Source organism: Spiroplasma cantharicola, assembly GCF_001281045.1.
GTDB classification, from domain to species: Bacteria; Bacillota_I; Bacilli_A; order Mycoplasmatales; family Mycoplasmataceae; genus Spiroplasma_A; species Spiroplasma_A cantharicola.
The window spans coordinates 769,697-784,532 of record NZ_CP012622.1 but is presented as its reverse complement, the minus strand read 5'-3'; the positions used below and the strand labels follow the sequence as shown (position 1 = coordinate 784,532).

At 22.4% G+C, this 14,836-nt stretch carries 11 protein-coding genes; 10 read left to right on the top strand and 1 reads right to left on the bottom strand.

Going from position 1 to position 14,836, the window contains the following annotated elements; all coding sequences use genetic code 4:
* Position 1 precedes the first annotated feature (1 nt).
* From SCANT_RS03415 to SCANT_RS05455, 7 genes are all read left to right on the top strand, one after another.
* Positions 2-868 (top strand): hypothetical protein, encoded by an 867-nt coding sequence (locus SCANT_RS03415; RefSeq protein ID WP_053946327.1) that lies wholly within the window; start codon positions 2-4, stop codon positions 866-868.
* Positions 849-2,699 carry a Dam family site-specific DNA-(adenine-N6)-methyltransferase gene (locus SCANT_RS03410; protein ID WP_053946326.1) on the top strand — a complete coding sequence of 617 codons (1,851 nt, stop codon included), beginning with the start codon at positions 849-851 and terminating at the stop codon, positions 2,697-2,699. The genes SCANT_RS03415 and SCANT_RS03410 overlap by 20 nt, the downstream gene beginning before the upstream one ends.
* Entirely contained in the window at positions 2,692-3,960 is a 1,269-nt protein-coding gene (locus SCANT_RS03405; protein ID WP_053946325.1) for an HNH endonuclease signature motif containing protein, read from the top strand. The genes SCANT_RS03410 and SCANT_RS03405 overlap by 8 nt, the downstream gene beginning before the upstream one ends.
* Positions 3,961-3,995: 35 nt before the next feature.
* Entirely contained in the window at positions 3,996-4,751 is a 756-nt protein-coding gene (locus SCANT_RS03400; protein WP_053946324.1) for a hypothetical protein, read from the top strand.
* A 69-nt stretch (positions 4,752-4,820) separates the two neighbouring features.
* Positions 4,821-5,231 carry a hypothetical protein gene (locus SCANT_RS03395; RefSeq protein WP_053946323.1) on the top strand — a complete coding sequence of 137 codons (411 nt, stop codon included), beginning with the start codon at positions 4,821-4,823 and terminating at the stop codon, positions 5,229-5,231.
* 282 nt (positions 5,232-5,513) lie between these two features.
* Positions 5,514-7,364 carry a lipoprotein gene (locus tag SCANT_RS03390; RefSeq protein WP_053946322.1) on the top strand — a complete coding sequence of 617 codons (1,851 nt, stop codon included), beginning with the start codon at positions 5,514-5,516 and terminating at the stop codon, positions 7,362-7,364.
* 472 nt (positions 7,365-7,836) lie between these two features.
* The gene (locus tag SCANT_RS05455) at positions 7,837-9,696 is read left to right on the top strand and encodes a lipoprotein (RefSeq protein ID WP_053946321.1); all 1,860 of its coding nucleotides are present in this window, start codon (positions 7,837-7,839) and stop codon (positions 9,694-9,696) included.
* Positions 9,697-9,826: 130 nt separating this feature from the next.
* Here SCANT_RS05455 and SCANT_RS03380 read toward each other — a convergent pair whose 3' ends face one another.
* Positions 9,827-10,672, bottom strand: coding sequence for a class II fructose-bisphosphate aldolase (locus SCANT_RS03380; RefSeq protein ID WP_053946320.1), 846 nt, complete (start codon positions 10,670-10,672; stop codon positions 9,827-9,829).
* Positions 10,673-10,785: 113 nt separating this feature from the next.
* Here SCANT_RS03380 and SCANT_RS03375 point away from each other — a divergent pair, with 113 nt between their 5' ends.
* From SCANT_RS03375 to SCANT_RS03365, 3 genes are all read left to right on the top strand, one after another.
* Positions 10,786-11,499 carry a DeoR/GlpR family DNA-binding transcription regulator gene (locus SCANT_RS03375; RefSeq protein ID WP_053946319.1) on the top strand — a complete coding sequence of 238 codons (714 nt, stop codon included), beginning with the start codon at positions 10,786-10,788 and terminating at the stop codon, positions 11,497-11,499.
* Positions 11,500-11,563: 64 nt separating this feature from the next.
* Positions 11,564-13,726, top strand: coding sequence for a PTS transporter subunit EIIC (locus SCANT_RS03370; RefSeq protein ID WP_053946318.1), 2,163 nt, complete (start codon positions 11,564-11,566; stop codon positions 13,724-13,726).
* A gap of 2 nt (positions 13,727-13,728) precedes the next feature.
* Complete coding sequence (locus SCANT_RS03365) at positions 13,729-14,652, top strand: 1-phosphofructokinase family hexose kinase (RefSeq protein ID WP_053946317.1); 924 nt, start codon at positions 13,729-13,731, stop codon at positions 14,650-14,652.
* Positions 14,653-14,836: the final 184 nt, after the last annotated feature.

Here is a 14,836-nt window from a genome sequence, read left to right as displayed (position 1 = left end):
AATGAAGAAATTTATTAATAAAAATGATAATAATAATTTGTATTTGGTGGAAGAGATTCAGGAGTTTACTAAGGAAAAAAGGTGATTCATCCTTAAAAAAGAGAGTAATTCAAATGAAAGTTTTAGATATTTAAATTTTAATTATATAGGACAAGCTGTAGGTAAAATTGAAGGTATTCAATTTGAGGGTGAAGTACTAGCCTTTAATAATAATATCGAACTAAGTATTATTCAAGAGTCATTTAAGTTAATTACTAAACTTATTAATAATTATAAAAGTATCTACAATTTATTGGAATTTATTGAAAATTTTATTCAAAAAGTATTAGCACCTGATTTTCTTGAATTACAAGGTATATACGCCGAATTGGCAGTAATATGAAAATGAAAATTTCTAGGTAAAAATTATAGAAGTTATAATTATTCAAAAAAAGATTTTTATATTAAAGAAAAGGATTATTATATAGAAGTTAAATCAACTACAAAAAAGAATGATAATGTATATAAAATTGGCAAAGATCAAATAGACAATAAAAATACATTGTTTATAACGACTAGATTAAATAGAGAAGGGATTTTAACAAATATTTTGGATTTATATAAAAACGTGTCTGAATATATAAATGAAGATTCTTTTATTCACATTTTTTTTCAAAATAAAGCAAATTGAGATTTTTATAATAATATTAAATTTAATTTAAGTAATATTAAATATAAAGTCTATAATCTAGAGAAATTTAATAATTCAATTATTATAAAAAATGATAGGGTCATTAATTATACAATTGACTTTGATTTTTCTGGTCTCAAAGATATAAAACTTTTTAATAATTTGGAGGAAGAATTTAATGAGATATTTAGGAAATAAGGATAAATTACATGAAGAAATTTTATTATTTTTAGAATCAAATAATTTGCATTTAAAGAATAAATATATTTTTGATGGTTTTGCAGGTACTGGTTCAATGACAGGTTTTTTTGCAAACCATGGAGCAAAAGTAACAGCGAATGATTATTTATTTTTTTCTAAAATTCTTACAGAAATGTATTTTTGTGATATTACTAATAAAATTATTGATAAGCTAAATATTTATAATAATGAAAATAATATTTTGGAGGGTTACATATATAATACTTACTCTCCAAAAGCTAACAGAAAGTATTTTTCTGAAATAAATTCAAAAAGAATTGATTTTATTGTTAACGATATCTATAAAAGTTTTAATAATGATGAAATTGAATACTCTGAATTTTCGTTTTTAATGGGAATTTTACTTGAAGGAATTTCAGGAATATCAAATATTGCTGGCGTTTATGGCGCATTCTTAAAAAAAGAAGACCCTAGATTTTTTAAATCGCTATATTTGGACATAGAGAAATTTAAGAAAAGAAAAATTAATTATTTACATAAGCCTATATTATTTAATAATAGAATTGAGGAGGTCGTAAGAGTTCTTCAAAAAGATAAAATATATCTAACATATTTAGATCCCCCATATACTTCTCAACAATATTCTCATCAATATCATTTACTTGAAACTATATCTAAAAACGAAAAAAGTGAAGTTAGTGGAGTAACGGGTTCTAGAGCTAAGGAGATTGGATCTTCAGATTTCTCCAAAAAAATTATTGCAGAGGAAGCAATGTTTTCATTATTAAGTGATATAAATACTGAAAATCTTTTAATTAGTTATAGTAATAAAGGGTTAATAGATAAAAAAGTATTTGAAAAAATGTTAATGAGATTTTCTAAAGATGAAAAAGTAATTTTAAAAGAAATTAATTATAAAAAATATATTAACTCAGTTTCTAAAAATAAGAATGACGAAAATAAAGAATATCTTTTTTTAATAAAAAAGAAAAAGTTTGATGATGTAATCTATGAATCTCCTTTAAATTATTCAGGTAGCAAATATAAACTTATTAGTTTTTTAAAAGAACATTTTCCTAAAAATAAAAATCTCAAATTTATCGATATTTTTGGCGGAGGATTCAATGTAGGTATTAATTGTAATTTTGAAAATGTTATATATAATGATTATAACTTTAAAGTAGCAGACTTAATTAGAATGTTCAAAGATAAAAAATCATCTGATATAATTAAAAGATTAAATTTTTATATTAAAAAATTTTCTTTAAGTAAAAATAATAAGGAAAATTATAATCGTTTAAGAGAATATTATAATAATAAAAATAATAGTAGTTTTATTTTATTTATACTAATAATATTTGGCTTTTCAAATCAAATTAGATTTAATTCAGATTTAAAATTTAATAATACAGTTGGGCTGTCGGATTTTAATCATAATGTACGAGAAAAAATAATATCATTTTCAAACAAAATTAAGAAAATGAATTTGACTGTTGAATCAAATTCATATGAATATTATGAAGAAATTATTGATAAAAATACGTTTATATACCTTGACCCTCCATATTTAATTACAACAGCTTCTTATAATGATGGAAAGAGGGGATTTAAAGGTTGAAATAAAATAGAGGAAGAAAAGCTACTTAATTTTATTGATAGAATTAACTCTAAGGGTGCAAAATTTATGTTATCAAATGTTCTTATTCATAAGGGTGATAAAAATGAAATTTTAAAAAAATGAATATCAAAAAATAATTATAAATTAGTTAATTGTCCTAATAATATGACTAAAGATAGAAGGGAAGTTATAATAAAAAATTATGAGTAATATAAAAATAGTATTTAAAAGAGATTCAATATTAGCGAATGATAAGCTATTAAAAGAATTAATAAAAACAATGAAATTAGAAAATTGTGTAAAAGAAATAGTTGATAATAATTTTTTTTCAATAGAAAATGAAAATTTTAAATTAACAAAATTTACAGCAATTATTATCAGATATGAAAATGATAAAATTTTAGAGTGTGATTTTATTTTAACCTCAAGAGAATATGAAGCTGATTCTCGCAATATATTTATTTCTCAAGGATTTATAAGTTTTATGCAAATGTTTGTTGATAAAAAAATGGATAATAAAAATTTTGTATTATTTGTTTTTAAACAATATAAAAATATTAGTTTAAGTTGCTCTTTACATATTGAAATGATTAGAAATATATTTAAAAGTTTAAGTTTCAATAAAGAAGTTCTGAATGTATACGCTCAAGATGATATTTTTAATTGTGAACTGAAAAATATTGAAAATTTAAGTTATTATAGAAACGAGTTGTCAAAAAAGAACTCATCTAATAAATCAAATTTATTAGAATTATTAGATGCTAATGAAATTTCGTTATTACTAAATTTTGGTGCAGCTAATAATGGAGAAGCTTGATTAATAATAATTTATTGTTCAATATATTTTAAAGGGCAAATTAATATATATTCAATTAAAGAATTTAAAATGGATAAAAATTTTTTAAATTTTATTAAAAAAATTAATAAAAAAATATTTTTTAAAGGTTGAATAAATTCAAAGAAAGTTCCAACTGAGGAATTAAATGCTATTTTTAAAGAAGTACATTATAAAACAGATATTACTTTTGAAAATAAAAAAACACCAACATTACCAGAAATTCAAGAAGCTATAAGGAGATATTCATTGATTTATCATAATAATTTAATATCAAAATATGGAAGTAAAGAATGCATACTTTGTGATTGCAATAATCCTAGTTTAATTGTGGGAGCACATATTAAAAGATTTTCAGATATAAAGAATCAAGAAAATATTTCTTTGGAACAAAAATACAAAGAAATTGTAGATGGAGATAATGGTTTTTGATTTTGTTCAAATCATGATAAATTATTTGAGCATGGTTATATTATATTTCATGAAAATAGATTTCATATTACAGAAAAATGTAGTGAAGAAGAATTTAAATATATAGTAAAAATTACAACAAAAAAATTAAAAATTAATAAAGAATTAATAAATGAAAATTTTATCAATTACACATTAGAACATAAAAAAAGATTTGGTTTCTAATTTTTGAATGTAAAATATTAAAGTTGAGGTAAAATATGAAATTAATTGATTTATTTTCTATAAAAAGAGGAACTGTTTTAAACAGAAGTGAACATTTTTTAAGTGATTGTAAAAATTGCTCAAGCAATAATTTTAAACAAATAAGTGTTTTTCCAAATAATATGAGAGATTTTTGTAAAGAAATACCAAGAGAAGTGTTTATTAAAGAAAATGATATATTAGTTTATTTAAATTATCCTTATACATTAATATTAGCTAAAAAAGAAGATAGTGAAAAAATTATTTCATCTAATTATTTAATTTTAAGATCAATTAATAAAGTTAATAATAAAAAAGCTATTCAAATAATTAAAGAGGGAATTATAACTAATAAAGATAGAGTTAAAAAAGAAATAATAAAAATTGATGAATTTAATGATTACAATTTAAGAGATTATGAATATTTAATGATTACTTCAAAAGTAAGTTTAGATAAAAAATTAACAAGCTTATTAAAAATAATAATTGTCAATTTTGCAATGTTAATGTTGTGAATACTTTTTACATCAGTGTTGGCAAGGTTAATACAAGGTACAATTATTTATACTTTTGTTATTATTTCAATTTGTTTAACTATTACCATTGGTATAGAAATTATATTATTTCTAACTTTATATTTTACTAATAAAAATCGCGTCAGAATATCAAAAACCAGTAAACGTTTAATCAAGTTACAAGAGTTGTATAAAAACGAATTGATTTCTTTAGAAGAATATCAAAAGCAACGTCAAGATATTTTAAATTCAATTTAACCTGTCATTGTTTTTCAATGACATTTTTATTTCTTCATTTCTATTAAATTAATAGTGGAGGAACAAATTATGTCAAAATATTGAATTAGTTTTTATACAAAAGTTATCTTTTGTTTTATTGTTGTATCAATTAAAAGTATCATTATTATTTCAACAGGATTAAATGGGGCAGTAAATGATAATATGCACTTGAGTGTAAAGTTAATCACTACAGTTCTTTTAATGTTATTGTGAAGTTTGTGAGTTGTTGTTGATATCTTAGCTTGTGTGTATTCAATTAAAGCAGAAAGTCAAAAAACTTCTTTAAGCTGAAATATTATTGGAATTGTATTTAGTTCTATTAATTTTATAACAGCAATATCAGTATATTGTAATGACTACACTTATGATTATTTAATCTTTATGATTTTTTCATTAGGATTAATAATTATGTATTCATTGTCAATTTATTTTGAATATGACAAAAAACAAATTAGATAATTTAAACACATTCTGTTAATTATAGAATGTGTTTTTTGTTTCTATATTATTTTTTAAAAAATACCTAAATACATTTATAAGTTTTAAAATTACTAATGATATTAAAAATTTTCTACTTATATGTTTATTTTTTTTAAAAATGTTTTATTAAAGTGTCATAAAAGATTTAAATAGATTTAGTAAAAAAACATTTTTACTTTTGGAAATGTTTTATAAAAATTGCCTTTTTATTTTTTTTCTTTAAAGTTGATAGTGATTATAAAAATAATCTGGGAGGCATAAATGAAAAAGTTACTAAGTTTAATAGGAGCAATAAGTCTTATAGCTACAAGTAGTACAACTGTTATTGCATGTGAATCAGGTGGAAAAGATCGTGAAAAGGAAATCGATTACGAAACATTAGTTAAAAAATTAAAAATGGAAGTGAATGAAATTTTTACAAAGCATCTTGATGAGAATGTTTATAAAAATTTAATTGGCATTCCTGATACAGAAACTGCATATTCTTTTTTAACTCAAACTAAAATTATGGAGAATAGTAATAAAAGTGCAGAAGAACTTGACCCATATGATTTAGAATTATTAGAGCAAGATATTAAAAAAGTTTTAGAACTTGATCAATTAATTTCTGATTTAAATCAATTAAAAATTATAGATGATTATAAAGTTATTTTAAATGATGTTGATAATCTATTGAAAAATGTTCTTTTTGATTGAAGTTCTTTAAAAATTTTATCTTATGAATCAAATGATGAAGATAAACTTTATTTAGGAAATGTACTTGTTAATTACAAAGTTGAAATTCAATTTAAAGGTGAAGAAAAAATAGAAACTTTTATCATTGATGAAGATTTTAAATATACTTCAACAAATAGTAATTCTTTAAAAAAGGCAAATGATGATTTTTCAAAAAATATTGCAAAAGATTATTTTTTATCAAATAATGAAACTGATAGAAGACATACAAATTTAAGTTGAGATAATATAAAAGGTAATAAAAAATCATCTGATGGCTTTGGACGAATAGATGAACAATTAAAAAAATATTATCAAACAGACTCTGAAACAAATGGATTTAAAAAATCTATCATAGATTTTACTAAAGTAAATTACTTTGATAAACAAAACAATAAGTTACCACTTTTATTTGAGGGAGAGATAATGTATAAAACTTCAGAGATGAATAAATACTCAATGTCTAGCGCAGTAAATAAATGAAAAAGCTTTAATGATAGTGAATCTATAAAATATGATTATAAAGAAGATGATGGAAGAATTCTTTTAGATACTGTCTTTAGAGAAGATCCAGAAAAAATAACATCAAAAAATAATTTATCAAGTTACTACTTTAAAAATTCAAATTTAAAAATTTGAAAAAAAGATTATGAAAATATTAAAGATGATTTTTTAAGAAGTTTAAATATTGATTTAAATAATAAAATTAAAGAAAAAGATGAGTATAAGAAATCAACTGCTTTAGGTTATGTTAACTTAACAGGGTTATCAATTAATTTAGGGAAAGGTGCTTATATTCATCAATTGCCTGATTTTAAAATAGCTGTAAATTATTCTGTTGATTTTAATCAAAGTGATGCAAAAATTTTAGATGAAATGTCTCATTTTACTTTAGATACTTTAAAAGTTTGACATGAAGTTTTTAAAGTTTATCATGGCTATCCATATCCAAAACATAATTCAGATGAAGATTTTTTAATAGCATTAAAAAAATCTGAATTAACTAAGGAAATGACTGAAATTTTTCCAACAGAAGGAGATGAAAATAAAAGTTCACAAGTTTTTTTCCGTGATGCTTTTTCTTTAAGCAATACAAAGATTTTTAATAAATATCATGATGAGTTATTTGAAAAAGCAAATATTTTGGAAAACTCATGATATTATATGGTTTTCGCATCACTAGATTCATTATCACCTTCAGAAAGAAAAAATACTGCATTTGATTGATCAGCAAATAATAAAATTGGTATTAATTTAAAATGAAATAATAATAATCAAACAATGAATAATCAAGTAATGACTTTTAGGTTTGGTTATTTAAACTTTCATATTGACTTAAATAAAATTACTATGGGAGCTAAAGAACTTGGGAATAAGGAATTAGTTAAATTTATTTAAAAAAATATTTTGTTAACAATACAAAATATTTTTTTTTATTCTATATTAAAATTTTTATAAGAATGCTGAATTCAAGTTTCTTTCATAATGTTTTTAATTATAAATTTAAAATAATTATTATAAATTATAAGTGTTGCAAAAAGTTTAAGTTTATAATTATTAAGTTTTTTTAGAATAGAAAAATTATTTGCAGATATATTCGCAAATAAACTTTAAAAAAGTAAATACCACTTTTAATTTGTAATCTTATAAATTAATTTTTCAATACATGCAATTAAAATTATATTTAAAAAAACTACTTATATGTTTATTTTTTTAAAAAATGTTTTATTAAAGTGTCATAAATTTAATAAAATGTACTAAAAAATAAAAAATTTTTTGTTTTTCAAAATTTATTTATAAAAATTGCCTTTTTTCTTTTCTTCTCTAAACTCAAATTATGGTTATTTTAAAATAATCAAGGAGGAAACAAATGAAAAAGTTATTAAGTTTATTAGGAACAATAAGTCTTGTAGCTACAAGTAGTGCAACAGTAGTAGCATGTGGTGGTTCTGGTACAACAGATCCTATTACTGGTCCAGGTGTGGACTATGAAGCTATAATTAAAAAATTAAAGAGCGAAGTAGATGAGATTTTTACAAAACATCTTAATGATAATGTTTATAAAAATTTGATTGGTCTTCCAGATACTGAAAAACAATATCAATTTTTAAATCAAACTAAAATAATAGAAAATACTGGTAATAAAGCCAGTGAACTTGACCCATATGATTTAATATTATTGGAAAAAGATATTTATAAAGTTTTAGAACTTGATCAATTAAAAACTGATTTAAATAAATTAAAAAATGTAACTGAATATAAAGTCATTTTAAATGATGTAAATGATTTATTTAAAAATATTGTTTTTGATTGAAGTTCATTAGAAATCTTGTCACATTTATCAAATGATGGAGATAAACTTTACTTAGGAAATGTAATTGTTAATTATAAAATTGAAATTCAATATAAAGGTGAAAATGAAGTTGAAAGTTTCACTATTGATGATAATTTTAAATATACTTCAACAAATAGTAATTCTCTAAAAAAAGCAAGTGATGAATTTTATAAAAATATTGCTAAGGATTATTTTTTATCTAGTAAATCAGAGGATAGAAAACATACAAATTTAAATTGAAATGATATTAAAGGAAGCAAAAAATCATCTGATGGTTTTGGAAGATTAGACAAAGAAATTAAAAAGTATTATGAAGCTGATTCAGCAACAAATGGTTTTAAAAGCTCTATAATTGATTTTATTAAAGTAAATTATTTTGATAAAGTAGGAAATACATTACCACTTTCATTTGAGGGAGACTTAATTTTTAAATCTTCAGAAATGCAAAGACACTCAATGTCTTATACAGTAAATCAATGAAAAAATTATAATGATAGTGAATCTATAAAATATAATTATGACGATGATGATGGAAGAATTCTTTTAGATACTGTTTTTAGAAATGATCCAAGTAAATCAGAAACAAAAAATAATTTAGCAACTAATTATTTTAAAACAGCAAATTTAAAAAAATGAAAGCAAAATTTCGACTTAAATAAAGATGAATTCTTAACTAGAAATAATATAGATATAGAAAATAAAGTTAAAGATACAAAAGAATTTAAAAGTTCTACAGCTTTAGGGTGAGTTAATTTAACTGGATTATCAATTAATTTAGGTAAAGGTGCTTATATTCATAAATTACCTGATTTTAGAATAGCTATAAATTATTTTGTTGGTCTTGATGAAACTGATGCACAGATTTTAGACAAAATGTCTGAATTTACTGTAGATAGTTTGAAAGCTTGACATGAAGTTTTTGGAGTTTATCATGGTTATAAATACCCAGAACATAATTCACAAGATGATTTCTTAGTTGCATTAAAAGCTTCAGAATTAACAAAAGAAATGACTAGTAGATTTCCAAATGATAAAGCTAAAGATAAAAACTCACAAGTTCATTTCCGTGATGCTTTCTCATTAAGTAATACAGAATTTTACAAACAAAGTAAGGCTAAATTATTTGATAAAGGAAATATTTTAGACAATTCAAACTATTTCATGGTATTTGCTGCATTAGATTCAACATCACCTTCAGAAAGAAAAGATACAATTTTTGATTGATCAGCAAATGAAAAAATTGGAATTAATATAAAATGAAATGATAAAAATCAATCAATGAATCATAAAGTATTAACTTTTAGATATGGTTATTTAAATTTCCATATTGATTTAAAAGAAATTACTATGTCAACAAAAGCACTTGGAAACAAGGAATTAGTTAAATTTGTTTAAGATAAGATAGCTCAACTAATTAATAAACAAATACTATTATTAAATTAAATAAAAAACATATTCTGCAAATGATACTAAATGCAAAATATGTTTTTTTTTTTTTTTTTACTTATGAAATATATCTATATATTTAAACTTTATTGCTAGAACCAAATGCTCTAATTTTTTTAATTGCTTCTTTTTTAATTGCTTCAATTGCAAATCTACCATATTTTCTTGCATCAAAATCATTAGGATTTTCATTAAATCATTGTCTTAATGCGTTTGAACAAGCAATTTTTAAATCAGTTCCAATATTAATTTTTGTAATTCCTAATTTTATAGCTTGTTGTAAATCCTTCAAAGGTACTTGACTTGAACCATGTAAAACTAATGGAGTTTTAATTTTTGCTGCAATTTCTTTTAATAAATCAAATTGTAGTTTAACTTCACCTTTAAATAAACCATGACTTGTTCCAATTGCAATTGCCAAAGCATCGATTTTTGTTAGATTATTAAATTCAATTGCTTGATTAACATTAGTATAACCATTTGCTTTTGAGTTTCTATCATCTTCTTTTCCTCCAACGTGACCAATTTCTGATTCTACTTCAACTCCCTTATTTTTGGCATAATTAACAACTTCTAACGTTTCTTTGATATTTTCATCAAAGGGTTTTAAAGATGAATCTAACATTACGCTAGAAAAACCATGGTCAATTGCTTTTTTAATTAAACTAATATCAAAGCCATGATCTCAGTGTAAAACAATAGGGACCTTGGCATTATTGACAGCTGTTAAGGTTAAAGCAAAAACATAATCTAAACCCATATATTTAGCAGCACTTTCAGTTACCATTAAAACTACAGGAGAGTTTTCTTCTTCAGCTGCTTCAATAATTGCTTTCATCATTTCAAGATTGTCAAAATTAAAAGCTGCCAAAGCATATCCTTCTTTTTTAGCTTTTAATAATTGCATTTTTAAACTAGTTTTCATTTATTATCCTCATTTCTTTCTACTCAATAATATCTTACTACCTTTTAAACTTTTTTAAACTTTTTTAAACTTTTTTAACAATATAATGTACTATAAAAGTGGGAGGAATATTTTTGCTTAAAGATGAAAGAAGAAATTTAATTGTTGAATTAATCGATAAACAGGGATTTATGAAAAATATAACTTTATCAGAGATGACTGATTCAACAATACAAACAATTATTATGGATATAAAAGAGCTACACCAACAAAAACGTTTAATCAAAGTATATGGGGGAGCTAAATCCTTAAACAATAATCAAAAAATGATTTTGAGAGAATCTTTTGATGAAGAAAAAGCTAGTCTAAATATTGATTTTAAAAATAAAATTGGACAATTAGCTGCTAACTTAATTGAAGATGGAGATCTAATTTTTATTGATACTGGAACAACTACTAAACATATGATTAAGTTTTTAATTGGCAAACAAGTAGAAGTAGTTACCAATGGTTATTCTATTGCTTTAGAACTTTTAGAAAATGATATAACAGTTTGCTTGGTTGGAGGTACAATTATTCCCTCAACACATGCAACTGCAGGTGAATTAGCTTTAAAATTTTTAGATAACTTTTACTTTGACAAAGCCTTTATTGGTATGAATAACTTGTATAAGAATGAATTTTATACAACTAATATTGAAGAAGCAATGATTAAAGAAAAAGTTTTTAAAAACTGTGAAAAATCTTATATTTTAATGGACTCAACTAAATTTGAGTCACGCAATAGAATTAAAGTTGAAGTATCCAAAGAAACAATATTGATCAGTGAGAATTTTCCTTCTAGTTAAGAAAGGAATAATATTTTTTTATAGATTAAAATTTTATTTTAAACTATAAAAAAAATTAAATGAAATGAGTAAAGAAGAAAGAAGTATAGTTTTAATACAAAATATTTTTGACAAAATCGGTGGTGGGGAAAATATTAAGGATGTATACCACTGTGCTACAAGAATGAGATTGACACTATTTAATCCCCAAATAGTTGATTTAAAAGAAATTAAAAAGATAGTAAATATTAAGGGGGCACTTTGGTCAAATGGAGAATTACAATTAATTATTGGCCAAGAGGTCTCAAAAGTAACATCAATTCTTAAAAACCAATTAAATAATTTTAAAACTAATAATACTGATAATTTTAAAATTAAACAACAAGAAAATTTAAATAATTTTTCTTTATGAAAAAGACTTATAAAATCAGTTTCTGCAATATTTGGACCTTTGATTCCATTTTTAGTAGGAGTAGGATTAATTATGGCTTTGCAACAGTTTCTTTTACGAACTGGTTTAGTAAATGACCCAACTATTGAAAGTGCAATTATTGGTCAAGATTATAATGTTTTTGATGTTATTTTAAACGCTATTGCTAGTACTGGTTTTAAAATGATGGGTGTTATTGCAATTTGATCAACAGTAAGATATTTGGGTGGGAAACCAGCAATTGCAATTGCTTTAGGATTATTAATGATAACACCAATTATCCCTGAAAGTGGAATTGAACTATTTAAGTTAGGGACTTGAAATATTTCTATAAAACCATTTTATTCAACTATCTTAGTATTTATTGTTATGGGAATTATTATTGCTTATTTTCAAAAACTTATGGAAAAGCATTTTAATCCAGTGGCCGATTTTATACTTAATCCATTTTTAATACTATTGCTTGGAGGATTATTAGCATTTTTTATAATGGGACCAATAATGGGAGTCATTGAAAATTTATTATTGAATGTTTTTAATTGATTTATGAATTTGCCAATTGGTTTAGGAGCAATGGTTGTTGGTTTAACTTGACAACCACTAGTAGTTCTTGGTGTTCATAACATATTATTTTTTGCAGCAATTGCAGATCTTCAAAAAGGTAATCCATCTTTATTTTTAGCAGCAGCATTTGCAGCAGCTTGAGCTCAAATGGGAGCAACTATTGCAGTTGGATTAAAATCTAAAAAAACAATTGATAAATCTGCTTGTTTTGCAGCAGCTTTACCAGGAATTATTTCTGGACCAACTGAATCATGTATTTATGGAGTCAATCTTCCAAAAGGCTTACCTTTTATTACAGGTACATTGGCAGGAGCAATTGGTGGATGAGTGATTGGAATTTTTCAAGTTAAATTAGATAATCTAGCAGGATTAGGTGGTATTGTTGGGTTTTTAGCTTATACTAATTCTTTAGCACTAGCTATTTTAATTGACTTATTTGCTTTTGGATTAGGAATTGCATTTACTTTCTTCTTTTGAAAAGAAGAAAAAAGTGAAAAAGTTTTAGCTTTAAAAACAACAAAAAAATTTTCTAAAGAAAAATTTTTGAATCAAGAAATTGACTTTTCTGCGAAAAATTTAATTTATTATTTTAATAAATTAAATCAAAAAAAAATCAAAGACGCTGAGTTAATAGAAGCAATAAAACAAGCAAAAGTAAAATTAATAAAAGTTGATTTACAATTAGAAAATAAAGTAAATCAGTTTATTAAAGATTTAGAAAATGAAAAATATAATTCAAAAAATAAAAAAAATATAATTTCTTTATTAAAAAATATTAAATCCGATCGTCAAAAAATATTAAGAAATTATTATAGAGATCTTTTAGTTAATGTTAAAAATTTAAACACTTTAAATTTTTTTAGTAAAAAAATTTATAACTTAATTATTAAAAATAAAAACTTGAAATACAAATTGGATAAACTAATTATTATAGAAGAAAAAAATCAAGCAGATTTATTTAATAAAAAAGGAATGAAAGATAGTAATCTGGAAATAAATTTAGTTAAAAAAAGTAAATTAGAAAACAAAATTAAAAAATTAGAAATAGAAATAACAGAAGTTGAAAATAAAATAAAAGAAAGTTCATTAATACTGATAAGTAAAAAAAATGAACACTATCTACTTATTGATAAAAAAATTAGTGAAATGGAAATAATAATGAATGAAGATTTTAATTTTTATAGAAATAAATATTACTATGATATTTATGACTTGGAAATTAAGGAAAATTTAATTCAAATTAAGAGGGTATAAAGATGCAAGAAAATATTTATATAGTTTCTTTAAGTCCAACAATTGATTATATTTTATTATTTGATGAGTTAGTAAAAAATAAAACAAATAGACCAAAAGCAGTAGAAATGTATCCTTCTGGTAAGGGAATTCATATTAGTATGATGTTAAATAATTTAAATGTAAAAAATGAATCTTTAATATTTACTAATGGAGATTTTGAAAATTATTTTTATAAAGAACTTGATAAAAATAAAATAAGTTACAAAAAGTTTAAATCAAAAAATAATATCAGGGTTAATTTAAAATTAATTGATGCTCAGCAAACTGAATGTAGTGTAGAAAGCTCTAGTATTGATAAATTAGAAATTAATAAATTAATAAATTATTTAAAAAATAATTTGAAGAAAAATGATTATTTAGTTCTAACTGGAAGTATTCCAAAAGAAGTAGATAAAAAAATTTATTCTGAATTAGTAGAGTTATCAAATTCATTAAAAGTTAAATGTATAGTTGATTCTTATGGAGAAGCATTAAATTATGCTATCGATAAGAAACCATTTTTAATAAAACCAAATTTAGATGAATTAAAATTAACTTTAGGAATTGAAATAAATAATATAAATGATGTTATAAAAGCTGGTAAAAAAATTCTTGAAAGAGGTGTAGAAAATATTTTAATTTCAATGGGAGCGGATGGAGCAATTTTAATCAATGATAAGATAACAGAAATATGTAACATTGGAAATTGAAATTATAAATTAATAAATGCAGCTGGTGCTGGTGACAGTATGATTGCAGGTTTTCTATTTGAATTTATTAAAACAAAAAACTATGAAAGAGCTTTAAAAATGGGAGTTGCTTGTGGTAGTGCCACTGCTTTTTCCACAAGAATAGGAAATAAAAAACTAGCTTTTCAACTTTTTAAAAGTATTTTAAAATTATAGATAATTAATTACAAATTCTATTTATAAATAAAGGAAACAGCTTTTTTAAGCTGTTTCCTTTATTTATAAATATAAAATCTTTTTTAAATGTATTTATTGGTTATTGTATTATCTGTTTAAAATAAACTAAAATGTTTTAATTTATATAAAATTCTTTTTTAATTAGAAAAATATTTTATATAAA